We start from the raw sequence: 23,160 nt of genomic DNA on the forward strand, positions 1-23,160 counted from the left end.
GATTGATTACCAGGAGATGATTGAATTTTCTGACCAGGTCCATCCGTCGAATACTGAAAGGTCAATGTCGCCGGGTGCGGCGGGAGCTGTACCGGCACTAATGCCTTCAACTGTTCCGTCGATGTGAGGCGTAACATCTGTTACGTTCAAAACAACATTGGTAAATTGGGTGGCAACACCGGCAAGGAAGTCATCCGGCATTGTATATTCGGCAATAACATTGTCGTTGTCATCTTCTTTATCCTGAAGGTTGATCTTTTGTCCATTCTGAACCACATTGAAGAATACATTTTCGAACTGGACAGATGTTTCGGGATCAAGATTCACCAGATCTTTGGAGGTAGCATCATTGGTTTTGGCAATCACATAACCGTTTTTGAAGGTATGAAATCCAAAGGCTTCAATAACCGATTGACTGCTTTTATCTCCTTCAATACCATCCAATTCAAAAACGTGACCCGCAGGCGAAATCACCACAAAATTATCGCAGGTTCCGTTCCATCCCTGGTCGGTATCCAGTCCATCGTCTCCCACGTTCCATACCACCACGTTTTTTATGTTTACGGTTCCTCCAAAGAATTCAATGCCATCGTCCTGGTTAGCGACGATCTCTATGTTTTCGATTTCGGTGGCATCCCCTACTCCACCCAGAGAGAGACCGTTGATTTCGTTGCCTTCGCCAATGTTGGCACCACCGTGACGGATAGAAACATACTTGAACTTTCCTGAATTGTCGTTGGGATCGTCACCACCATATTGACCATTGGTGTCGGTGCTGGGGATACCTTCTATTTGAGCGGTCGTACTTCCGGAAACAGAAATAGGGGCATTTCCCAGAATGATAACACCTCCCCACAATCCGTTGGCATCCGGATCAAGGTTGGGACTGGTGTAATCACCATTGGCAACACTTTCGTAATCGATTTCGTCGGCCACGGATGTAAAAATGATGGGATTATCAGAAGTGCCAACAGCTTCGATTTGTGATCCTTTGGCAATTAACAATGCGGAAGCATTGGCGCCGGTCCCTACTTCCCCTTTGATAATGGTTCCTTCTTCAATGGTGAGCTTGGCCCCGTTGGTAACGGCAATTCTGCCTCCCAATTGATAGATTTTGTCGTTGGTCCAGGTGGTGTTGGTGGTAATGTTTTTAGTTATTATTTCAACGTCATTGCTATTGTTGTTGTCATCTACGTTGCTGTCGTTATCCTCGCTGCAGGAGCTGAATGAAACGACGACTCCTAAGATTAGGAGTAAACTCATGTTTTTGAAACGATTTTTCATGGTCATTTTGGTTTTTAGTTTGTTCGTTTGTTTTGTCTTATCTTATCCTTTTTCAGACAGTACAAAAGAACAATGCTATTATTGCCTGTACCTTAAGCCGTTTTTAATAAACTGTTAAGAATATTTGCCGGACTTAATATTCGGTTAACCTTAAAAATATTTAGGCATAAAGGGTGAGGGAGATAATGGGATGATTACCCCTTTATTTTATTTAAAACAACTATAAATTAAGTGTTTGTCAGTGTAAATGTGCCCTCTTGTGTTTATATTTATACCTCAATATTTTCCATTGATTGGTTGATCTAATATTAATCACAAAGGAGGTTCTTATGAAGCGAAGAGATTTTTTACTTAAAAGTGCAGGCGTTGGGGTCGCAAGCCTGTTGCTTCCGGATTTTGGTGGATTGAATGCCATGGGGTTGTCGGCCGAAGAGGGAGAATACGATCTGGCGGCCGTTAGGGGTGGTGAAGCACCCGATATGTTTGATAAAGCCATGGAAGCTTTGGGCGGAATGAAACGGTTTGTAAAAGCCGGGCAGAAAGTTTTGGTTAAACCCAACATTGGCTGGGATGTCCCCCCCGAAAGAGCTGCCAATACCAATCCGCATTTGATCTCTCGGATTGTTAAGAGTTGTTTGGATGCCGGTGCTTCCGAGGTGGTGGTGTTCGACCATACCTGTGACCAATGGGACCGTTGCTATCGAAACAGTCAGATTGAACCAATGGCCAGAGAGGCGGGGGCCAAAGTGGTTCCGGGTAACACGGAATCTTTTTATCGTGATATTTCTGTTCCCGGAGGACGCCGGTTGAAAAAAGCTAAAATTCACCGCGATCTTCTGGATGCCGATGTTTTCATTAATGTTCCTATCCTTAAGCATCATGGTTCCACAACGGTTTCGCTGGCCATGAAAAATCTGATGGGGGTTATCTGGGATCGTCGCTTTTACCATGGGAATGACTTGAGTCAATGTATCGCGGATTTTTTGACCTATCGTAAACCGGACCTGAATATTGTGGATGGATATCGGATGTTGACACGGAAAGGACCAAGAGGCGTTTCTGAATCAGATGTGGCCGACTTAAAGGCACTCATCGCCGGCAGAGATATCGTGGCAGTGGATGCTGCAGCGACCCTGATGTTTGGTGAAAAACCCGAAAATATTAAACACATCGCCATCGCCAATGAAATGGGGCTGGGAACCATGAATCTTGAACAGCTCTCGATTAAGAGAATTAAAATGTGAGGATATTTTTTTGAGGACGATGGGTAGGGGTATTGCCTGTTTTGACTTTCCTGAAACGAGCTTTTAAAATTGAAGAAATTTGTGCCCAACAGATAATTAACCGATAAATATGCTTTTATATAAGATCTTGAAAAGGAGCCGTGTTATCATTGCTCTGGCGGTACTGATTTTGATCACATCATTGTTTGTTGATATCTATGGATGGATCCCTAATATGGGATTCGACAAAATCACCTACTTGCAGTTTCTGCCTTCAGTGTTGCATTTTCTTGCAGTATTTTCCTTGGTGTCAGCCGGTGGATTTCTGGTGATAATGCTATTGACATTAATAACGGGTCGCATTTACTGTTCTGCCATCTGTCCGTTGGGCATCTTTCAGGATATTGTGAATCATTTTGGCAGAAGGAAATCCAAAAAGAAACGTTTTTTCAAGTTCCACAAAGCAAAGCCGGTTTTAAGGTATTCGTTTCTGGGGATAACCACTATTGCAATTATGGTGGGTGCCGGTTGGTTGGTTACCTGGCTCGATCCTTATAGCATCATAGCGCGTGGCTTTACTTATCTGATGAAACCGGTGGTGATTTGGTTTAATAATGGCATAATGGCCCCTGTTTTGCAGAAATTTGAGGTCTATTCCTTTTACCATCAAAATTTGATGGTGGCAAGTATCTTACCGGCCATTCTCACCTTGGTAGTAATATCTGCCATTGGCTATTTTGCGTGGAAACGTGGAAGACTTTTTTGTAATACCCTCTGTCCGGTTGGAACTTTGTTGGGTGAAATTTCCCGTTTTTCTTTTTTTAAGGTTCAATTCGACCGGGATGCCTGTACCCGATGTGGTAAATGTGCAGGGGTATGTAAAAGTGAATGCATCGATATTAAAAATTATACCGTTGATACAACTCGATGTGTGACGTGTTTTAATTGTCTGGTTACCTGTCCCGAATCGGCTCTTTCCCTGCGGCCCGCCATTAAAGGTGCAACACCTAATACGGTTGCTTCTTCTGATGATACAGGGCGGGATGAAGTAAAGCATGACTCTACTCGCCGGAAATTGTTGATGACCGGCCTTGCCGTAATTAGCGGAAGTAGAATTTATGCTCTGAAAAAAGAAAAACTTCCTGATCATCAAAAAAAACTGGCCAGAAATAAAAAAGATCACCCTGTAGCGCCTCCCGGTTCTGTGAGCATCAAGCGGTTCAATGATATTTGTACCGGATGTTCCTTGTGCATTGCTGCCTGTCCCACCGGCGTTCTTCAACCCGCATTGACGGAATATGGTCTTTCGGGGTTCATGCAGCCACACATGGACTATTCTACCCATTTTTGTAATTACGACTGCAATAAATGCGGAGAGGTTTGCCCCACCGGCGCCATTTTACCGTTGCCGCTAGAAGAAAAACAGGTTACCCAGATGGGGAAAGCTGTGTTTGTTCAACAAAATTGTGTGGTTTATACCGATGGCACTGTTTGCGGTGCTTGCTCCGAGCATTGTCCCACCAAGGCGGTAACCATGGTGCCTTATAAAGATGGGTTGCGGATTCCTCATGTGGATCAGTCGATTTGTATCGGTTGCGGCGCCTGCGAATACCCCTGTCCTGTACCGGCGCCTTTTAAGGCCATCTATGTAAACGGCAATGCGGTTCAACAAAAGGCGGAACAACCTTATGATGAGGGGAAGCAGGAGAGCATCCCTGAGGATGATTTTCCTTTCTAAAAGGTTTTTATCCTGTTTTTTATGTATAAATGGACAAATCGATATTTGCGTATCGGGGTTTATTCATGCTGAGCTTTGTCGTCCATATTTGGGGTAAATTATGACCTTCATGGATAGAGATGTAGGGTCCCTGCTTAAAATCTTGCCGTCCTTCCTGAATTGGACCTTTCCTGCTTAAGGTTGAGCCATTCCTGCTTGAATTCTTGGTCTCCTGCTTAAAATCTTGTCGTCCTGCTTAAATTGAAGTGCCCCTGCTTAAAATGGTGTGCTCCTGCTTAAATTCTTGTGCCCTGCTGCGGGTTTCAGAGGGCTTGCAACCAATAGGAAGCATTAAAATGCAGAAGTTGGAATCAATTCTTGGAAGGTAATGGTGATATTGTCGGAATGATCTTAGGTGAAGATCTATTTTCTGATTATTACCTCAAATATGTTACTTTTGCAGGTTATATTTTATAAAACAATGATTTAAAGATGAAGCGGTTTTTATACTCCTTTTTGCGGAATTATCTGTTTTGGCTGGTTTTCTTCGCTTTTTTCAGGACGGTTTTCATAATTGTCAATTATTCATTTGCTAATGATACGCCTTTGTCGGCCATATTAGCGAGCTATGGACCGGGTTTTCGGATGGATTTATCTTTTTCGGGGTATCTGATGCTGCTTCTCATCGTTTTTCAATTAATTGCTTTACCGGTAACGAAGAGCTTTTGCCATGGATGTATCCGGTGGCTTCACTATTTTCTAATTCCCGTATCGGTAGGTTTGGTGTTGGGTGATATCAATTTGTTTCGTTACTGGGGCGGACATTTGAACCGGGAGGCTCTTTCATTCTTAAAAACACCCGACATTATTTTTAATTCTATCCACTGGAGCGAGGCTCTTTTATTTTTTGCTGTGTGGGGTATTGCATCATGGCTGGTGATATGGATTTTCCAAAATGTTGTTATCAAATATCGGTTTCAGGAAAAATTTCAAGGTAAAAAACTGGCCGTTAACTGGGCGTTTACTTTATTGATTGGCGGATTGATGATTCTGCCCATCCGGGGAAGTTTCAGTGTGGCACCAATAAATACGGGGGTGGCCTATTTTTCCAATTACCTGTTTGCCAATAATGCGGCTGTAAATCCTATTTGGAATCTGGCCTATTCCATGAAGAGGAGTGCCGTAAAAGATGGTGAATACCATTTTATGGATGAACAAACGGCTCAGGATCAGTTTAACGTTTTAATGCATCAGTCAGGGAAATTTCCTAAAATATTAAATACTGACAAACCGGATGTTGTTATCATTCTTCTGGAAAGTTTCTCGGCCCAGGCCATCGAAATACTGGGAGGAGAAAGTGTAACCCCTCATTTTAATAAGCTGATAAAAGAGGGGGTTTTCTTTAACCATACATATGCCACCAGCTTTAGGTCGGATTACGGAATTGTTGGCGTGCTCACCGGTTATCCGGGCATCCCCGGATATTCCATCATGCAGTATCCGGAAAAGTCGCGCCATCTAAATTTTATTCCCCAAAAACTTAAGGAAATAGGATATGACGACCTTAACTTTATGTATGGTGGGGATATGAAATTTAAGAACATGAAATCGTTGATTACCTTGGCAGGGTTTAACCACGTAACGAGTATCGACGATTTTCCTGCCGAATATAGGGGGAAGAAATGGGGCGTGCACGATCAATATACCTTTGAACGCTTATTAACCATTTTGGAAGCGTCTAAAAGGCCTTCTTTTAGTTTTTTCTTTACCCTAAGCAGTCATGAACCTTTTGATGTTCCCATGGAACGTGTGGAGGAGGACGACTATCTTAATTCGGTGCATTACACCGATCGTTGTTTGGGACACTTCTTTGATGAGGTAAAAGCTCGCGGGCTATGGGATAATACGTTGTTTATCTTAGTGGCCGATCATGGGGTTGTGGGTCCTGAAAAATTGGGATATACACAATCCAGAAGATACCGTATTCCTATGTTGTGGACGGGGGGTGCCCTGTCGGTGAAGGATACCATTGTTGATACTTTTGCGTCACAAATTGATGTGGCAGCCACGCTTCTTAATCAATTGGGGGCGGATGTTTCAGATTATAAATTCAGTAAGAATGTTTTGGATGAGGAGGTGAAGGGTTTTTCCTTTTTGCACTATCCCGATGGCTTTGGATTTATTGATGATACCATCTATGAAATGTACGATAAAACCAACTTTAGCCTAATGGAAATGAGGGGCTCCAAGACGCAAGAGGATAGCCTGAAAGCGAAAGTTTTGATGCAAATAATAGCGAAAGATTTTAAGGAAAGATTGAGTAATGGCAGAAAAGAGATTGAAAAATAGTGATTTTGAAGTGATGGCTCCGGTGGGTTCTTATGAATCTCTCATGGCAGCTATTCAGGGAGGAGCCGATTCGGTTTATTTTGGTGCAGAAAAGCTAAATATGAGGTCGCGGTCATCGGCCAATTTTACCACCGATGATTTGCGACAAATTGTTGACATTGCGAGAAAGCACCATGTTAAAACATATCTTACCGTAAATACGGTGTTGTATGACGATGACCTGCCTGTGATGAGGGCGCTTATTGATGCGGCCAAAGAGAGTGGGATATCTGCTATTATTGCTTCCGATCAGGCGGCCATTCATTATGCCAACAGTAAGGGGGTCGAAGTCCATATTTCTACTCAGGTCAATATATCCAATGTGGAGGCGCTTAAATTTTACAGTCGGTTTGCGGATGTGGTTGTTCTGGCTCGTGAATTGAACCTGAATCAGGTAAAAGGCATCCATAAAGCCATCGAGGAAGAGCAAATCAAAGGTCCTTCCGGTGAGCTTATCCGCATTGAAATGTTTTCGCATGGTGCTTTATGTATGGCCATATCAGGGAAATGTTATCTGAGTTTGCACCAAATGAATTCTTCTGCTAATAGGGGAGGATGTCTTCAGTCTTGCAGACGAAGCTATATCGTCACCGAAAAAGAAACAGGGAAGGAGCTGGAGGTGGATAACGAATACATCATGTCGCCCAAAGATCTTAAGACCATCCATTTTTTGAATAAGATGATAGATGCCGGGGTTCGGGTATTTAAAATCGAAGGACGTGCCAGGGGACCGGAATATGTGAAGACGGTGGTGTCATGCTATCGCGAAGCCATCAATTCGGTGTTGGATGAATCCTATTCGCAGGAGAAGATAGCGCAGTGGAATCAACGGCTGGCATCGGTTTTTAACCGTGGCTTCTGGGATGGCTATTATTTGGGTCAGAAACTTGGGGAATGGAGTGCCAATTACGGATCTCTGGCCACCAGAAAGAAAGTTTATATCGGTAAAGGGACCAACTATTTCCCTAAAATCGGAGTCGCTGAATTTTTGTTGGAAACAAAAAATCTAAAAGTAGGCGATGAAATATTAATTACCGGTCCTACCACCGGGGTGGTGGAAATGAAAGTGCCGGAATTAAGACTTGATCTTAACCCTGTTGAAGAGGTTCAAAAAGGGGATCGCTTTTCCATGCCTGTAGGGGTAAAAATCAGAAGGTCGGATAAGCTGTATAAATGGGTTACCGTCCCGAAAAAAGAGCTATCATAATTTTTGTTCAATAGTATTTCCGGTCTTTCCCTTGTTATAAGAAATGCGTATATTGAGATTTTAGAATTTGAAAATTTCATTGTTATGCAAAACCAAGAGAATAAGATAAAGAAAACAAAGAAATCTGCCGGAGCATGGACGATAGGTTGGGGATGGTTTATTGCGGTGCCTGCTCTGTGGTGGTTATCCAAAAAGGCCAAAAGAGTATTGCAAGATGATGAAGACCAACTTTCACCTCTTGCCATCATAAAAAAACGATATGCAAAAGGTGAAATTGACCGTAAGGAATACGAAGAGAAGTTGAAAGATTTGTCTCTGGATTCTATGGGATCCTAATAATATCTTTTTAGTATTGACGCTGGCTTATCAGATTGCCCTTTTCGTCACGAATGGACCACACGCCCGTTTTGGCGCCCCCCGAGTATTCCATTTCGTACCGCAAGGTGCCGTTTTCATCCCAAATCAACCATTTGCCATCTTTTTGGCCATTGTTATATCGGGCTTCAGCCTTTTTGTTGCCGTTCTCGTCCCATGTAATCCAAGTGCCATCCATTAGATTGGCCTTGAAAAAACGAACTTCCTTTTTTTGGCCGTTTGGATAAAAATAAGTGGTTGGTCCGTCTTTTTTGCCATTCAGGAGAGTCATTTCCAGGTGTATAGTCCCGTCTGGGAAATATTCAATGTAAGTTCCGGAATAGGGATGATTGTTGGAATCGAAGTATATTCCATCTTTTTCAACAAGCTGGGCCTGCATCATGGAGGTAGCAGCGACCATTGTAAGCAATAGAATTAATTTTTTCATGGCTTTCTTATTTTTATGATTTTCAAAAGCCTCCCAACTTGTTCCTGTTTGTGTGTTGATGTAAAATTACGATTAAAGTTATAAAATCAAAACCTTGATAAAAAAAAAGGAAGACGATACCGATCGCCTTCCCTGCTATAATATAGATAAGAAATTAATTTATCTGGTAGTAACTGGCTCCAGCTCTATCTTTAGGGCGTGTATTTCGCCGGTGTTTACTTTAATTTTCCGGGTCACCGGTTCATAGGATATGATGGTTGCTTCCACGGAATAATCGCCTGGTTTAATCCGATTGAAAGAAAACTGACCTTCAAAATCGGTGTAGGTTTTGATATCAGTTCCGCAGAGTTTAACCTCCACACCGGTTAATATTTCACCTGAAAGCTCATCTATGATGGAGCCCGAAATGGTGCTATTTACAGCCACTTCTTGAGCGGGGTTTTCTTTTTTGTTTCCGGAAGCTGCATCCATGGTTTGGATGGCAAAGAATCCCAGTAAAATAATTGATAAAATGGTTTTCATGATTTTCTGTATTTATTGACTTCAGCGTGGTTAAATTCTTTGCATCAAAAATACAGTTGTCATGTTAATACAATATTAAATGGGTATTATGGGATAATTAAATTCCGACCTCTTCTACCGCTTCCGATACATTAATCACATAATCAGCGAGTTTTTCACATTCGGAGAAAAGATCATTAAAAATGATGCCTGCTTCATAGGAATAAACTTTATTGGCCAGATTCTCCAGGTGTTCACTTTTTAACTGATTGCGGTAGTTATTGATTTGTCTTTCCAGAAGCCTTGCTTTTGCCAAAGAGACCGCCATTTCGTCTTGCTGAAGGTTTTCTCTCATGACCGAAAGGGCTTCTTCCACCAGGTTAAACATGAGTTCCAGTTTGTCCAAAGCAGAATTTTTGAATTTGATATTTTTTTCCCGCATTCGGTTAACCGTTCTGGCCAGATTAAAATTGCTGTCGGCCACACTTTCCAGATCTCCGGCCATCTTAAGCATAGACCTCAGACGTTTCCGACCGATCTCACTGAGTTTGTATTGTGAAATTTGTGCCAGGTAGTTGGTTATTTCCACTTCCACATTGTCGCTGATGCCTTCATATTTTTGAACCTTTGAAAACTGTTTGTTAAATTTTTTATCCCGATCTTCATTCATCATTTTTCTTACGAAGCCGAACATTTTGGTCGTGTGTTTGGCATAAAATTGAATTTCTTTTTTGGCTTGAAGAAGAGAAAGCTCGGAGGTGGATAGCATCCCAGTGGTAATGTATTTTAATCTAAATTCCTCGTCTGTTTCATTGTCTTTGTAAGGCACCAGATATTCTACAGCTTTTTGTATGAGAGGAGTAAACCAAACAAAGATGAGAACATTTATGATGTTAAAGGCAGAATGGAATATAGACAGAGCAGTAGGAATAGCGGCCGGAGAATCGTTGGGAGAAGCACCTCCGTTGCGGGTCATAAAAGAGTCTATCAGCCCCGTGAATTGGTTAAACACTATCAACATCCAGATGACTCCTAAAAGGTTAAATATTAAGTGGGCTCTTGCCGCTCGTTTTGCGCTGATATTACCAATGGCTGCAGCCAGGTTCGCGGTAATTGTGGTTCCGATGTTTTCGCCCAAGATCATGGCAGCAGCCTGGCTGAATTCAATCCATCCTTCGTTACACATGACAAAGGTCAAAGCTAAGGTGGCCGAAGATGATTGAACAACGATCGTTAAAAGCGTTCCTATGATTAAAAAGAGGAGGGTGGTCCAAATGCCATGGTCTGTATATTGATGTAAAAAGCTAAGAACTTCCGGATTTCCCTGAATATTGGGAACGGATCCTTTCAAATACTCCAACCCCATAAACAGCAGAGCAAAGCCTATCAACAATTCGCCATATGAGCGTCTGGTTCCCGATTTTGAAAAGATAAAAGGCAAGCCTAAACCAATAAGGGGAAGCGAATAGGCGCTGATCTTGACTTTAAATCCGAAAAGGGTAATGATCCAGCCGGTGACAGTTGTCCCAATGTTGGCCCCCATGATGACTCCAATGGATTCTTTCAGGGTTATAAGCCCGGCATTGACAAAACTCACCACCATCACGGTAGTGGCCGATGAAGATTGAATGATAGCCGTTACCATAAAACCTGTAAAAATGCCAAGAAAGCGATTTGAAGTCATGGCCGAAAGAATCGTCCGTAATTTGTTTCCGGCGACTTTTTGTAAGGCTTCACTCATGATCTTCATGCCATAAAGGAACAGACCCAGTGAGCCGATTAATGAGAGAAAATCAAAAAAAGAATACTGCATTGCGTTTTTCTTCTGAAAATCGTTGGTTTAATAATTTTTTGTGAAAATTGGATTGCCAGGATGGTACCTGGTTACAGGGTTGTTCGGACAAGTTCTCATTTACTAGTCTCAGGGCCATTAGTGATCATTATCTTCTTTCATCATAGATAATTTATAAATGTTTACGGGAGTGAAGCGTTATTCCACTCGATAATTGTAAATAAAATTATTTTCACCTCCTGTTATCAGATTAAATCTGTAGGCAGAAGATTTTAAAAATCCTATAGAAAACCGTGTTGTACCTTTTAACGGAAATCCTTTATATAGCGTTGCATCATTGTTGAATAGGTAGATCTTGCGATTGGTTTCGGAAACAAGACCAATCTTAAAATCAGAAGATGAAAATTTATAAATGTCGGCGAACACTTTTATCGGCTGATCAAATGCTTTGTTGACCACTGATCGCAATGAGGTGTTGTATATGTGTAATTGATTGGGGGTTACCAGTATGTATTGTGGATTGTTTTCATGCAGAAGAGTGAAATAGTGTTCACTGTTTTCCACTTTGGTTTCAGATCTTAGTATGGTTTTTCCGGTGGGCAACATTATTTTGGCCAGGGAACCATCAGATGCAGTGGTGATAAGTGCAGATTTATCTGAATTGGGGTATTCCAGATAAAAGGGACTTAGGTTATTTCTGATAAAGACTTTATTCGGTGTAATTCTTGTATTGCCTCTGCGATCCAGAATGTAATTTCGATACTGATCACTGAAAACAATATAATCTTTGCCGCTGTTTCTGAAAAACTGGACTGGTTGTCTGACAATTCCTTCGGTTTGAGGAATATTCCACCCCGGAATTCGGGCTCCGGATTTATCAAAAAGATATATTTTCCTGTCGTTGAGTGCCAGGAAGATTCGGTAATTCCTAGTGTTGTCATAATCAAAGACGGACAAACCATTGGTTGCCTTTGACGGAAGGGTATAGGGAAATCTGGCGACATGATTGCCGTTTCGGTCTAAAAGATATAGCTTCTTCTCCGTATTAAAGAGGTATTGCAGTTTTTTGTTGCGGTAATAGTCAATTTGGAAAATTTCACTTTTGATGGGGCCGTCCAGTGGTTTTTTCCATAAAATACGGCCCATATTATTGATAAGGTATAAATTGTTGGCTTGGTCCTGAACCATGATTTCTTTTTCTCGGGTGTAATGGTTTTCGACTAAAGCCGGTTTCATAATAACGGTGGAATCGAGCCTGCTTTGCCAAATGGTGCGGGGTTCTTTATCGCGATGAGGGGTGTAATCGGCACAGGCAGTAATGTAGTTGAGGCCGGCGCTATGCGACAATTGAAATCCAGCACCATAAAAGTTAAATAGTTCTCTGTTCTGTTCTTTTGTAGGATGGAACTTTTCGGGGTTAAGATGAGGACCAATAAATGAATAGAGGTGGGGAATTTCGGCGAAGAGAAAGAGGTTTTCCTCATAAGCAAAGTTTTCCATGAATGAGGAAAAGTAGGGGTGAGATTGCAAAGTCCGGTTTAAGACGTTATTATATAAAAACGATTGCAGAGATTTCTGACTATCCCCAAAAATCAAATAGTTTCGATAAAACGAAAAGTATTGCAACGGGGTATCCGGAAATAAATGTCCCAATACTTGTTTTACCAATTGTTTTGGAAAACCACGGTAGATGGGGAATGAAGTAGATTCATCCACCTTATATCTGGCAACGGGGGCAGATGCAATTCCGAAATATTCCTGCATCTCTTTAAGCTTTGGAAGCGAAGTGGCCTGTCCTTTTGTTCTGAAAATAAGGAACCGTCCTTCTTTGGGATTGCTTGCATTGAGATTGGAAAAAGCCATGGCAAACTCGCCATCTACCAAATTAAAAAACGCATCGATAAAATGTTGGCCTGTGGCATTTTTAAATTGCTGATTGAAAGTTTCAAAATTGTCCGGATTTTCTGAGTGTGAAATGTGACGTTTCAGGTTTTTGATGAAACGGATATTATCGGAAAAATTATAGCTCAGAAAAAGCTTTATATCAGATGGAAGAACTTCTGCCAGGGTTGGCTTTCGGGATTTAACTCCTTCGAATAGTGAAATAAATTTTGAGGATTCACTGTCCGAAAGAAATCCGTTTAATGTCAGTCGGTCTTTTTTTAGTTGAAGGTCAATGGCCCCCCAGGAACTTATTTGACCGAAAAAGGAGGCATTGTTTTTGGAATCGGATGAAAAAAATGGCTCTAAAAATTCAGGCAAGATTGAGAAATTGATGAAAAGGGAGCCTATTGCACCGGGATTGGTGGTTTTGTTGAGCTTTACAAATTGGTCGTTGCTTCTTAGTGATTTACCGGTTTGCTGCTGACGGATGGATGCCTCCACCATGAGTGGGGAAGGACTTACTGTCAATACTCCGTTTTGAAGGGTCGCAAAAATATTGCTCTCTTTTGAATGCGAGAAGGAAATTTGATAAATGGAGAATCCGGTGTAAATACGCTGATTGGATTGGTGACGATCGATCCAGGATTTTAGTTCGTTTTGATGCGCTTGATTCTGAACTGCAAAATGCAAACTCCATTCAAAAGAGTTTTTCCCTATTTTATGGAATGAGATATAGACCGGGAACTTAAGAAGATCACTGACAGCCCCTGAAGAAAACAGAGATGCAGTGTCAGCAAAGTTGAGAAATTGGAATACCGAAGATAAGCTTTCAAACGTTTCCAACTCCTTCCGATAATTGATTTTGTCACGAAGGTTACCGATCAGATTATTGGCCGAGTTGATTCTCAGAACCATTGGCGAATTCGCCGGCACTGCGTCAAGTGTCCTTTCGGTATTAAAACTTTGATGCCGGTATAAATTCCAAAAGATTGCAGTGATTATCACCAGGAAAATGAAAATAATTCCAATAATGCTCAAATTTCGTTTGGTCATCAACAGCATCTTTTATTACGTTATAACAATCATCTGATTATCGCAACTTTTGCAGTTCCATTTTGCATTCCATCCGGAGATGCCAAAAATATAATATATATACCGGAATTTACTTTTTCTCCCTTAAGATTTTTTCCATTCCAGAGAGCATTGCCCCCAATAGAAGTGGTTTCATATACCAGATTTCCTTGAGTATCTGTAATTTTGACAATTGTTTGATCCATCAATCCGGTAATGGTTATGGGATCATTATATCCGGGTTTAACAGGATTTGGATATACATATATGTTGCTGAAACTTTCTTTTCCATCGATGGCTTCGCCTCTATAAGATATCAATCCCTGATCGGTTGAGAAATAAACGTCACCGGTTTGTCCATCTATTTCAATGTCAAAAATATTGTTGGATGGCATGGGACTATTGTCTGTGGTGAAATGGCTGACAGTTTGTGTCCCGTCTTCAGATAATAAGTAAACACCATTTCCTTCTGTTCCAATGTATTTTCTGTTTGCTCCATCTACTGCGATGGCAGTCACTTTCTCTCCTTCCAGAAGGTAATCGGCCAGTCCGCTGCCATCATTTCTTGGAACTTTTATTCTGGAAAATATTGGTTTTGGATCATCAAAAATTTTTCCCGGGTTATACTGAACGATAACTCCATTCTCGGTGCCAAACCACAAATATCCGTTTTTATCTTTATCAATGCATAAGGCTCCATGGATGGATACCTCGCCATATTCATCCCAAAATTCCAGTAATCCTGCATTTCTATTATCCGTATCCTGATCATTGGTTAATGGGCCTCGGTATCTGTCGTCAGAAAAATTGTCAATGGTGCCGTTATCATCAAAAACAAAAATGCCTTTGTAGCTTTGCAAGATCGGCGCCCATTTGAAACCGTTGTTGTCTATTGTAATTTCACCCACGATAGGGGCAAGGAGTGCCATTGTTCCATAATTGAAGTGATGCCAGATGTTCTCGTATGTATCATAAGCAATAAAGACGTTTGTATTATCCGAATGGGTCATGAAGAGATGGCCCCTTTCATCAAAGGTCAAGCCCCAAATTTTAACATTCGGGTCATTAGAAGAGGGTGAAGTTGAATTATTGAAGTCAACATTGTTTTCTGTGTAGTGATTTTTCAGGTATATGTTGTTGTCATTGTCTTTATCAAATTCGAACACCCCATACCCCCATGAGGAGACGAAGACATTGTCAGGGTTTTGGGGATTGGCTTCAACATTAACCAAATCATAGACGTCTCCAAATTCAGGCGTATTGAAACTATCGAAGTAAATCCATTCTCCATCCTTAAGTATTGAGACGCTGGCAGGTGTCAAAGTGTTTTCGTAAAAGGTTCCAAATCCGCCCGGTATAACCCACAATTCATTTCCAATTTTCTTGGACTTATAAACCGAGTTGGAATAAGGCCCCCCCGGCAGAATCTGTTGGTATTGTTGGTGATTTGTACTGAGGAAAAGTCCGTTTTTCCAGTCGGCAATCCAATGTTTTTGATTCTTGTCTATCATATATCCTCTGAAGGATGGGTGGTATACATTTCCGGTGTTATCTATAATTGTTTCTTGTGAAGAGGAAATATTTAGCAGAAAATCGGAGAAGAGAATTCTGTCCTGTGTGGTAATAATATAGCCCTTGTCAATGGGGGTGGTGCCGTAATATCCTTCAATGGTTGAAAGGTCTGATGTTCCCTGATGGTTAAATAATGTCAGATGACAGTTTGCCCCTCGATAACCCCGGGCTGCTAATATACCGGAGGGATGTGCGATTAAATCACAATATTCTGCATGGTCTTCAGATAGATGTTCCCAGTTTTTATAGTACAAAAGAACTTTGTTCATATCGGCCATTAATAGACCGGCTGAGGTTGCGGCATAAATGGTGTCATTAAGTATAAGGGTTTTATTGACTTTTAGGAAGGATGCATCATCCCCTATTATTAATGTTGAAACTATTTCGTCTTTTTCAATATTCAGTTCTATGACGCCAAAATCAGTGCTGCAAAAGACTCTTCCGTTATGGTATAGGAAATGATTGATTGATTTGCTTTGGCTCATCTGTTCATTTTTCAGGTCCGGAATATTATTTACCCGGTCATCACGAAGGATGTCGATATTTCCGTTTTCATAGCCAACCAGAATCCAGTTTTTGTTGTAGACAGTGGCAATGGCTGAAATGTTCGAATCTGATAGTCCATTGGATTTATTTCTGGTAAAAAGTGATTGGGTTTCCTTATGATATAATATTAATCCCAGCTTGGTGGCTCCAATTACGAATTGGCTATTCTCAGTAATATCGAAACACTCTTTGTAGGAGTAATGGGTTGTCCATTGGTTTTGAGTTTGCCCTGAAAAACAAAATATGAAGAAGAATAATAGAACCAATGTTGTTTTATTTAAGGCATTCATGTGACAATTACAACCAAATATGCCTGAATTTGTTGTCTTTCTGGGCTGTAAATAGTACCGATGGACAGGACCATATCTGCCCCATCTATTGTTCGATAAGAGAACTTCTTCCGCAAAGGGAATTTTTGATAAGGCTTTGGCCCGTTTCATAATGGTCAAATGAACTTTGAAATTCGCATAAAATCCACCAACTGTTGTAGCGCAAACGCTCTGTGGCTCATCTTGTTTTTTTCGGCCATAGACATTTCTGCAAATGATAGGTCATATCCGTCCGGCTGAAATATGGGATCGTATCCAAATCCGCTTAACCCTCTGGGCTCTTCTAGTATTACCCCGTTGACTGTACCCTCAAATAACATCTCTTTATTGTCGAATATTAAGGCTATGATTGTCCTGAAACGAGCTTTTCTATTTTGGGTATTTTTAAGTTCAAGGAGCACCTTTTGCATATTTTTTTTGCTGTTCTTATCCGATCCGGCATATCGTGCCGAAAAAACACCGGGTGCCCCGTTGAGTGCTTCAATTTCAAGGCCTGTGTCATCAGCAAAGCAATTTATACCTAACTGTTTGTATATATATCGAGCTTTTTGCAAAGCATTTTCTTCGAGGGTTCTGCCGGTTTCCGGGAGCTCTTCTTCAATTCCTAATTCTGAAAGAGATTTTACAGCCTTGTCATTGCCAAGAAGACTGTTTATTTCCAGAATTTTATGTTTGTTTTTAGTGGCAAATACGAAATTCATATTTCTCTGTCTAAATTCGATTGCGAAAATACAAAAAATTAATGCCTTGGCAGAGAAATTTGATGAAGTAGAAGAAGAAGGCGGTTTCTGAATTGAATAAAATAGTATAATTTCAAAACATTGACGTATGCTTAAATAAGGGTATAATTCTCGCGAGGAGAAGTATACCCATGCACCTCTGGTATGGATGGTCTAACAATAAGGCCGATCAATATAATGATTTATCAGAAGCTTCCGCCGTAGCCATATTTCATTAAATCGGTTCTGGGATTAATAACCATCACCGGAACTTTTGCACTATTGGCAATAATATCCTGTTCCTGAACGCCCAGAAAATAATCATGAAAAGCGATGTCGCGTGTTGTCATGATAATGATTAAATCGGCTTGGTTCTCTTTGGCAAAATCAATGGTTTCCTGAGAAAATGAAGCTTTGTGCTTGGCAAGAACCAATTCGTAATCAATTTTTTTCTCTTCCAGAAAATTTTTGCAGAAAACCACATTGGCTTTGGTACGTCCGTCTAAAACACCCTCTTTGGAGACGGAAGAGAATAAATATATTTTAGTTTTGAAATAGAGGGACATATATTCCGCCCATCTGAGTTTTTCTTTGTTTTCCGATTTAAAGTCAACGGGGAAAACAATTTTCGTGTAGTCATTTTTTTGTGGGGGTTCCTGCACAACCAAAAAGGGAACTCTGGAACCAACAATCACTTTTAGAGCCCAACTCCCGGTAAGCTTTTGCATTCCTCGCATCCCATGGGTTATCATAACAACCATGGCGCATTCTAGTTCTTCGGATACTTCATTGATGGTTTTAAAAATTGTACCTTCTTTTACCAGAATTTCGAGCTTTATATGAAGTTTCTGTTCTATTTTGTCAGCATCTTGTCGAAGTTTATTTTCCGATGCTTTTATTTCCGATTGTCGTTTAACGATATGCAGTAAAGTGATTTTGGTGTTGAGTACCCGGGAAAGATTTACTGCATGTTGGACTGCATAAATAACAGTATCCGAAAAATCATAAGGCACCAGAATGCTATGCATTAAGCTTTCCATATTTGTTGAATTGGTTGTATTTAACAGGTTAAAGATAGCATTTTTGCATTTACAAACATTAAAGAAATTAAGCCATTTTTTTAAAAGGCCACAAATGATTGACGAATAAAGGATTTTACAAGACTTTATTTTATATTGCAATCATTATTCATTTTAATTGTCAAAGTAATGACTGCGGGAGTTTCTTTAAATATATTTCTGATCTTGTTGGTAATTGTTATTTTGACCTTTACGATTTTCATCTGGATAAGAAATTATATTCTTCAAAAGGTAGAAAAGCTTACTGCAGAGAGACTAGAGTTGGCTTTAAGGGTAAAAGAAAAAGCTCACCGAATTCAGGCACAATATGATAGTGATTCTATCGTTTATACTCATCAGGGACCCAAAAAGAAATCTAGGAAATATCAGAAAGTTACTGTTCTTTTTGCCGATATTCAGGGATTTACCAGAATTGTAGAACAGCTTAACCCGGAGGTGTTGATCGATGAACTGGACCAGCTTTTTTTTTATTTCGATTCAGTTGCTGAAGAATATGGCATCGAAAAAATAAAAACAATAGGTGATGCCTATATGTGCGCCGGCGGCCTCCCCATAAAAAATAGCACAAACCCTGTCGAAGTGGTTTTGGCTGCGCTGGAGATGCAGCGGTTTATGAAAGCGATGCGTCGCGTTAAAGTGATTGAACACAAGGACTATTGGGAGTTGCGAATTGGGATTCATACCGGTCCGGTAATTTCTGGAATGGTGGGTCGCAAGAAGATTTCCTTTGATATATGGGGAGATACGGTAAATACTGCCAGCCGTATGGAATCCTCGGGTATGGCCGGCGAGATCAATGTTTCCGGCACCACATGGCAGTTGGTAAAAGAGTTTTTTATTTCGGAATACAGAGGCAAAATGCCCATTAAATATAAAGGCGAAACAGATATGTATTTCATTAAAGGGATTATTCCCGAATTGTCGGTGGATGGGCTGGGCCAGGAGCCTAATGAGTTATTCCGGATAAAATTGCAGCACATTCGATTTGCAGATGTAGAAGAGGCTGTTCTGAATCGACTCGAAAATGAGTTATCGAAGGATTTGTCTTATCATAATATGAAGCATACTATTGATGTCGTTACTCAGGTTGAAATTATTGGGAGGGGGGAAGGCATCAATGACGAAGAAATGCTTTTGATAAAAACAGCTGCGCTTTTCCATGATCTTGGGTTCCTTATTTCTTATAAAAATCATGAAGATTTCAGTATTGAACTGGCTGAAGAAATTTTACAGATGTATGGCTATTCGGAAGACCAGATAGAAGAAATTAAAGGATTGATCAACGTCACCAGAAAGGATGCCAAGCCACGGAATCATCTTGAGGCTATCCTTAAAGATGCAGACTTGGACTACCTTGGACGTCCCGATTTTATTCCGGTTTCTCAAAATTTGTATGAAGAAATTCAAAAGTTTAATGGGAAAATGACTTTAAAAGAATGGAATAAACGACAAATTAATTTTATTACGCATCACAAGTATTACACCAAAACTGCCCGAAATCTCAGGCAGGTAAATAAAGAGCAACAGCTTAAAGCATTAAAGGAATTACTGAAAGTCCAGTAATTATTGGGTTTTTCTTTTTAATTTTGTAGATCAATTATTTCAGATAGGACAGGAGGTGGGAGAAAAGTAGTATCATGGCTTTTCCGTTGCCAATGCTTAAGATAAATTGTATTATTATTTAAATAGAAGTTCGTAATTATAACCTAAATAAACGTTAATGGACATGGCAAAAAACTTTGAACCAGAAAGCAAGCTGCCGAACATCATTGGACCTGGAACAAAAATAGTGGGTGATATTGAAACCAATGGAGATATTCGAATTGACGGCCAAATTGAAGGAAATATCAATTCCAAAGGTAAGGTTGTTATTGGATCCAATGGTATGATCAAGGGTGAAGTATTCTGTAATAATGCAGAACTATCTGGGTCTCTTGTCGGAAAAATCAGTGTTAGTGAGCTGCTGTCTCTGAAGGCAAGTTCAAAAGTTAGTGGTGATATTAAAACCGGTAAACTCAATATCGAGCCGGGTGCAGTCTTTACCGGAACCTGTAATATGGGAAATCAGCCGGGAAATGATGTTTCTCAAAGTAATTCCAAAGACAACAAAAAATAGATTGATTTATGGCTCCACTTCCGTTTTTGGCATATAAAGTGTTGCTGATCAAAGAGATTTTTTATGGCCTGCTGTTCAAGGGAGTAGCGGGTCTTATTGTTTTTATTGAAGCAGGACATATTCCCAAAAACTGGTTTTATTTGGCCTTAATCATCGTTGTTTTGTTTCCGTTAACAACCTCTATTCTGAAATTTTTCAAAGAGGTTTGGCCTGACTCATCAGGAATGGTTTTAGTAACTATGTCGGTGGTCAAGATATTTTTGATTCCATTGCTGGTGATGCTTTTCTTTGATAAAGAACATGAGGACATTGAGGCATTTGTCATTCCTACAATTATTAGTTATCTTATTCTTTTAACACTGGATACGAAGTGGAAAATTCAGTGGTTGTCAAAGCAGAAATTTTGAAATATGCCTGTTTAAGTATTACCCACTGAAACATCTCTTCTTCTATGCTCGTATAGAAGATTCTATTTAAGATTACTCGCGTTTTTAGAATAGCCAAAGAGAGGATCGAAACTTGAAATATTATATTGTCATATTTTTATTGCTGGTGGGGAATATGACCGCACTATCCGAAGAAGTTCTTTCAGAGGAGGAAGAATCTTTCGATGTTATAGAAGTGGTGATGGAGCACATTAGTGATGCCCACCAATGGCATATCTTGGATTATACCAATCGTCATGGGGACAAAGTTCATTTATCGATGCCATTACCTGTGATTCTTTGGCATGGAGGCCGATTGTGGTTTTATTCTTCTGATCGTTTTTATCATTCTTCTCACCCGGTTCCTATTGGAAATGATTTTGTGATTTTACATCATGAGCATTTTTATTTGACGGATGCTGAAGGGACACTACATTTTGACCAAGAAGGTCATGTGACCAATATTGCACCTTCCGATTTTTCCATTACACAAAATGTGGCCAGCATGTTTTTATCGGTGACCATCATTTTGCTGATGTTTCTTTCGGCCGGACGAGCCTATGCGCGTCATGGAATGGCGCCGCCAAAAGGTTTTCGTGCCGTATTGGAACCGATCATTTTATTTGTGAGGGATGATATTGCCAGAGCCCAGATCAATAAAGAAACGGCCGATAAATTTGTACCCTTTCTTTTGACGGTTTTTTTCTTTATCTGGATTAATAATCTTATTGGAATTGTACCCTTTTTTCCTGGTGGTAGTAATTTGTCGGGAAATATTAGTTTTACAGCTACTCTTGCAGTTTTTGCCTTTTTTGCCATTAATCTCTTTGGATCTGGGTCGTACTGGAAACACACCTTTACAGCACCGGGGATTCCCCTTCCCGTGAAGTTTATTTTAGTACCTTTGGAAATTATAGGCATTTTTACTAAGCCCTTTGCTCTAATGATCAGGTTATTTGCCAATATTACTGCAGGGCATATTATTATCTTAAGTCTTATTTCGATCATTTTTATCCTAAAATCGATATATATCGCCCCGATGTCGGTGGTTTTATCATTGGTAATGTATTTATTGGAATTATTGGTGGCTGTTTTGCAAGCTTATATTTTTACATTGTTAACAGCTTTATTTATAGGAATGAGTACAAGTCAATCGGAACATTAATCTATTAAATTTATAAAAATATGGAGACGATTTCTTTTACAGCTTTAGGGTTAGGCTTAATTGTACTGGGAGCCGGAATCGGTATTGGGAGAATAGGACAATCTGCTCTGGAAGCCATGAGCCGTCAGCCTGAAATGGGTTCCAAAATCCAAACGTTAATGATCGTGGCAGCAGCGTTAATAGAGGGGATTGCGCTCTTCGGAATTGTTGTTGCATGGTTAGTCGGTTAATCAATACCTTTTGTTTCGACCGATTTTTTTAATATAAAAAAATGTCAGAATGGAATTATTAACGCCAAACCCGGGACTGGTTTTCTGGACAACGCTGACGTTTATCTTTTTGTTGATGGTATTGAGAAAGTACGCATTACCATCTATTCTTCGTGCATTGAAGGTTCGTGAGGAAACTATTTCTTTTGCTCTTGAAGATGCCCGGAAAGCACGGGAGGAAGTGGAACATCTTGAGCAAAAAAGAAAAAAAATTCTTGGAGAGGCCAGTAAAGAGAGAGATCAAATCTTGTCGGAGGCCAGAGAGTTGAAAAATAGGATGATAGAAGAGGCCAAAGCCGCCGCTAGAGACGAAAGTCGAAAAGTAATGGAGAAAGTGCAAGCCGACATAAGAAAGCAAAAGGAGGATGCCCTTAACGAAATTAAAGATACAATCGGTAAGTTATCGCTTGAAATTGCAGAAAAGGTTTTGAAAGAAGAGCTTACCGATCAGGAAAAACAGAAAAAGGTAATCAATACTTATCTCAACGAGATGAATCTTAATTAATACAGGACGATTATTATTTATTAAAAATGAATAGAGGACCCGTTACAGTGAGGTATGCCAAAGCTTTGTTTGAGCTTGGTCAGGACAGGGGAATTTTGGAACGACTCTATGCCGATTCCAAAATGCTCCTTGAGCACTGTCGGTCTGTAAAAGATTTTTGCATTTTTCTGGAAAACCCAGTCCTGAAAGGATCTCAAAAGAAAAAGGTACTTAAAAAGGTGCTTTCCGAAGAACAACATCCGATAATGATCCGTTTTCTCGATTTAATTATTGATAAAAGTAGAGAATATCTTTTGTACGATATTATCTTATACTTTGATCACCTTTATAAAAAATACAAAGGAATAAAAAGTATTAAGGTGATTACGGCAGTAGAAATGGATAAGGATTATCAGGATGACTTCCAGTCATTTCTTGAGGAAAAATTTAAATGCCCTATTGAAATGGAAATGCAGGTAAAACCTGATATTATAGGGGGAGTTATACTCGTTGTTGATGAAAAGATTATTGACAACAGTATTTTACATCAAATGAAGACTCTCAGAAAAAAACTATTGAGCTAAAGA

At 40.1% G+C, this 23,160-nt stretch carries 20 protein-coding genes; 12 read left to right on the forward strand and 8 right to left on the reverse strand.

Annotation, left to right across the window (positions count from 1 at the left end; translation table 11 throughout):
- Positions 1-6: 6 nt before the first annotated feature.
- On the reverse strand, positions 7-1,284 hold the full coding sequence (locus ACT29H_RS03900; RefSeq protein ID WP_444820287.1) for a hypothetical protein: 1,278 nt from the start codon (positions 1,282-1,284) through the stop codon (positions 7-9).
- A gap of 329 nt (positions 1,285-1,613) precedes the next feature.
- On the opposite strand from ACT29H_RS03900, the gene ACT29H_RS03905 reads away from it, so the two are divergent.
- The 5 genes from ACT29H_RS03905 to ACT29H_RS03925 all read left to right on the forward strand — a co-directional run bounded on the left by ACT29H_RS03905 (position 1,614) and on the right by ACT29H_RS03925 (position 8,155).
- Positions 1,614-2,528, forward strand: coding sequence for a DUF362 domain-containing protein (locus tag ACT29H_RS03905; protein ID WP_444820288.1), 915 nt, complete (start codon positions 1,614-1,616; stop codon positions 2,526-2,528).
- 109 nt (positions 2,529-2,637) lie between these two features.
- Positions 2,638-4,245: a 4Fe-4S dicluster domain-containing protein gene (locus ACT29H_RS03910; RefSeq protein ID WP_444820289.1), complete on the forward strand. Its 1,608-nt coding sequence runs from the start codon at positions 2,638-2,640 to the stop codon at positions 4,243-4,245.
- A gap of 471 nt (positions 4,246-4,716) precedes the next feature.
- Entirely contained in the window at positions 4,717-6,573 is a 1,857-nt protein-coding gene (locus tag ACT29H_RS03915; protein WP_444820290.1) for an LTA synthase family protein, read from the forward strand.
- On the forward strand, positions 6,548-7,819 hold the full coding sequence (locus ACT29H_RS03920) for a peptidase U32 family protein (protein WP_444820291.1): 1,272 nt from the start codon (positions 6,548-6,550) through the stop codon (positions 7,817-7,819). The genes ACT29H_RS03915 and ACT29H_RS03920 overlap by 26 nt, the downstream gene beginning before the upstream one ends.
- An 84-nt stretch (positions 7,820-7,903) precedes the next feature.
- Positions 7,904-8,155 (forward strand): SHOCT domain-containing protein, encoded by a 252-nt coding sequence (locus ACT29H_RS03925; protein ID WP_444820292.1) that lies wholly within the window; start codon positions 7,904-7,906, stop codon positions 8,153-8,155.
- 10 nt (positions 8,156-8,165) lie between these two features.
- Here the strand turns inward: ACT29H_RS03925 and ACT29H_RS03930 are convergent, their stop codons facing one another.
- The 7 genes from ACT29H_RS03930 to ACT29H_RS03960 all read right to left on the reverse strand — a co-directional run bounded on the left by ACT29H_RS03930 (position 8,166) and on the right by ACT29H_RS03960 (position 18,075).
- A complete protein-coding gene (locus ACT29H_RS03930) occupies positions 8,166-8,621 on the reverse strand; it encodes a toxin-antitoxin system YwqK family antitoxin (RefSeq protein ID WP_444820293.1) in 456 nt (151 codons plus the stop codon).
- A gap of 159 nt (positions 8,622-8,780) precedes the next feature.
- Positions 8,781-9,143 (reverse strand): carboxypeptidase-like regulatory domain-containing protein, encoded by a 363-nt coding sequence (locus tag ACT29H_RS03935; RefSeq protein WP_444820294.1) that lies wholly within the window; start codon positions 9,141-9,143, stop codon positions 8,781-8,783.
- 97 nt (positions 9,144-9,240) lie between these two features.
- Positions 9,241-10,935: a Na/Pi cotransporter family protein gene (locus ACT29H_RS03940; protein ID WP_444820295.1), complete on the reverse strand. Its 1,695-nt coding sequence runs from the start codon at positions 10,933-10,935 to the stop codon at positions 9,241-9,243.
- Positions 10,936-11,112: 177 nt separating this feature from the next.
- A complete protein-coding gene (locus ACT29H_RS03945) occupies positions 11,113-13,851 on the reverse strand; it encodes a DUF3352 domain-containing protein (RefSeq protein WP_444820296.1) in 2,739 nt (912 codons plus the stop codon).
- A 29-nt stretch (positions 13,852-13,880) separates the two neighbouring features.
- Positions 13,881-16,427, reverse strand: a complete 2,547-nt coding sequence (porZ, locus tag ACT29H_RS03950; protein WP_444820297.1) for a type IX secretion system anionic LPS delivery protein PorZ — start codon at positions 16,425-16,427, stop codon at positions 13,881-13,883.
- 5 nt (positions 16,428-16,432) lie between these two features.
- Positions 16,433-17,017, reverse strand: coding sequence for a non-canonical purine NTP diphosphatase (locus ACT29H_RS03955; RefSeq protein ID WP_444820298.1), 585 nt, complete (start codon positions 17,015-17,017; stop codon positions 16,433-16,435).
- A gap of 224 nt (positions 17,018-17,241) precedes the next feature.
- On the reverse strand, positions 17,242-18,075 hold the full coding sequence (locus ACT29H_RS03960; protein WP_444820299.1) for a universal stress protein: 834 nt from the start codon (positions 18,073-18,075) through the stop codon (positions 17,242-17,244).
- A gap of 168 nt (positions 18,076-18,243) precedes the next feature.
- Here ACT29H_RS03960 and ACT29H_RS03965 point away from each other — a divergent pair, with 168 nt between their 5' ends.
- From ACT29H_RS03965 to atpH, 7 genes are all read left to right on the forward strand, one after another.
- The gene (locus ACT29H_RS03965) at positions 18,244-19,677 is read left to right on the forward strand and encodes an adenylate/guanylate cyclase domain-containing protein (protein ID WP_444820300.1); all 1,434 of its coding nucleotides are present in this window, start codon (positions 18,244-18,246) and stop codon (positions 19,675-19,677) included.
- A gap of 163 nt (positions 19,678-19,840) precedes the next feature.
- Positions 19,841-20,230: a bactofilin family protein gene (locus ACT29H_RS03970; RefSeq protein WP_444820301.1), complete on the forward strand. Its 390-nt coding sequence runs from the start codon at positions 19,841-19,843 to the stop codon at positions 20,228-20,230.
- A gap of 8 nt (positions 20,231-20,238) precedes the next feature.
- Positions 20,239-20,637, forward strand: coding sequence for a hypothetical protein (locus ACT29H_RS03975; protein ID WP_444820302.1), 399 nt, complete (start codon positions 20,239-20,241; stop codon positions 20,635-20,637).
- Between the two features lie 112 nt (positions 20,638-20,749).
- Positions 20,750-21,820, forward strand: a complete 1,071-nt coding sequence (gene atpB, locus ACT29H_RS03980; RefSeq protein ID WP_444820303.1) for a F0F1 ATP synthase subunit A — start codon at positions 20,750-20,752, stop codon at positions 21,818-21,820.
- Positions 21,821-21,840: 20 nt separating this feature from the next.
- Positions 21,841-22,050, forward strand: a complete 210-nt coding sequence (gene atpE / locus ACT29H_RS03985) for an ATP synthase F0 subunit C (RefSeq protein ID WP_444820304.1) — start codon at positions 21,841-21,843, stop codon at positions 22,048-22,050.
- 49 nt (positions 22,051-22,099) lie between these two features.
- The gene (gene atpF, locus ACT29H_RS03990; protein WP_444820305.1) at positions 22,100-22,594 is read left to right on the forward strand and encodes a F0F1 ATP synthase subunit B; all 495 of its coding nucleotides are present in this window, start codon (positions 22,100-22,102) and stop codon (positions 22,592-22,594) included.
- Positions 22,595-22,620: 26 nt separating this feature from the next.
- Positions 22,621-23,157: an ATP synthase F1 subunit delta gene (atpH, locus tag ACT29H_RS03995; RefSeq protein ID WP_444820306.1), complete on the forward strand. Its 537-nt coding sequence runs from the start codon at positions 22,621-22,623 to the stop codon at positions 23,155-23,157.
- Positions 23,158-23,160 lie beyond the last annotated feature (3 nt).

This window comes from Thermophagus sp. OGC60D27 (genome assembly GCF_052400625.1).
In the GTDB taxonomy this organism is placed as follows: domain Bacteria; phylum Bacteroidota; class Bacteroidia; order Bacteroidales; family Marinilabiliaceae; genus Thermophagus.

Bases quoted from the DNA above. Each gene is read 5' to 3' on its own strand.
- ACT29H_RS03940 (WP_444820295.1), bottom strand. From the start codon at position 10,935: ATGCAGTATTCTTTTTTTGATTTTCTCTCATTAATCGGCTCACTGGGT.
- atpE (WP_444820304.1), top strand. From the start codon at position 21,841: ATGGAGACGATTTCTTTTACAGCTTTAGGGTTAGGCTTAATTGTACTG.
- ACT29H_RS03930 (WP_444820293.1), bottom strand. From the start codon at position 8,621: ATGAAAAAATTAATTCTATTGCTTACAATGGTCGCTGCTACCTCCATG.
- ACT29H_RS03965 (WP_444820300.1), top strand. From the start codon at position 18,244: ATGACTGCGGGAGTTTCTTTAAATATATTTCTGATCTTGTTGGTAATT.
- ACT29H_RS03960 (WP_444820299.1), bottom strand. From the start codon at position 18,075: ATGGAAAGCTTAATGCATAGCATTCTGGTGCCTTATGATTTTTCGGAT.
- ACT29H_RS03915 (WP_444820290.1), top strand. From the start codon at position 4,717: ATGAAGCGGTTTTTATACTCCTTTTTGCGGAATTATCTGTTTTGGCTG.
- ACT29H_RS03935 (WP_444820294.1), bottom strand. From the start codon at position 9,143: ATGAAAACCATTTTATCAATTATTTTACTGGGATTCTTTGCCATCCAA.
- ACT29H_RS03975 (WP_444820302.1), top strand. From the start codon at position 20,239: ATGGCTCCACTTCCGTTTTTGGCATATAAAGTGTTGCTGATCAAAGAG.
- atpH (WP_444820306.1), top strand. From the start codon at position 22,621: ATGAATAGAGGACCCGTTACAGTGAGGTATGCCAAAGCTTTGTTTGAG.
- ACT29H_RS03900 (WP_444820287.1), bottom strand. From the start codon at position 1,284: ATGAAAAATCGTTTCAAAAACATGAGTTTACTCCTAATCTTAGGAGTC.
- ACT29H_RS03910 (WP_444820289.1), top strand. From the start codon at position 2,638: ATGCTTTTATATAAGATCTTGAAAAGGAGCCGTGTTATCATTGCTCTG.
- ACT29H_RS03945 (WP_444820296.1), bottom strand. From the start codon at position 13,851: ATGACCAAACGAAATTTGAGCATTATTGGAATTATTTTCATTTTCCTG.
- ACT29H_RS03925 (WP_444820292.1), top strand. From the start codon at position 7,904: ATGCAAAACCAAGAGAATAAGATAAAGAAAACAAAGAAATCTGCCGGA.
- porZ (WP_444820297.1), bottom strand. From the start codon at position 16,427: ATGAAACGGGCCAAAGCCTTATCAAAAATTCCCTTTGCGGAAGAAGTT.
- ACT29H_RS03955 (WP_444820298.1), bottom strand. From the start codon at position 17,017: ATGAATTTCGTATTTGCCACTAAAAACAAACATAAAATTCTGGAAATA.
- ACT29H_RS03905 (WP_444820288.1), top strand. From the start codon at position 1,614: ATGAAGCGAAGAGATTTTTTACTTAAAAGTGCAGGCGTTGGGGTCGCA.
- ACT29H_RS03970 (WP_444820301.1), top strand. From the start codon at position 19,841: ATGGCAAAAAACTTTGAACCAGAAAGCAAGCTGCCGAACATCATTGGA.
- ACT29H_RS03920 (WP_444820291.1), top strand. From the start codon at position 6,548: ATGGCAGAAAAGAGATTGAAAAATAGTGATTTTGAAGTGATGGCTCCG.
- atpF (WP_444820305.1), top strand. From the start codon at position 22,100: ATGGAATTATTAACGCCAAACCCGGGACTGGTTTTCTGGACAACGCTG.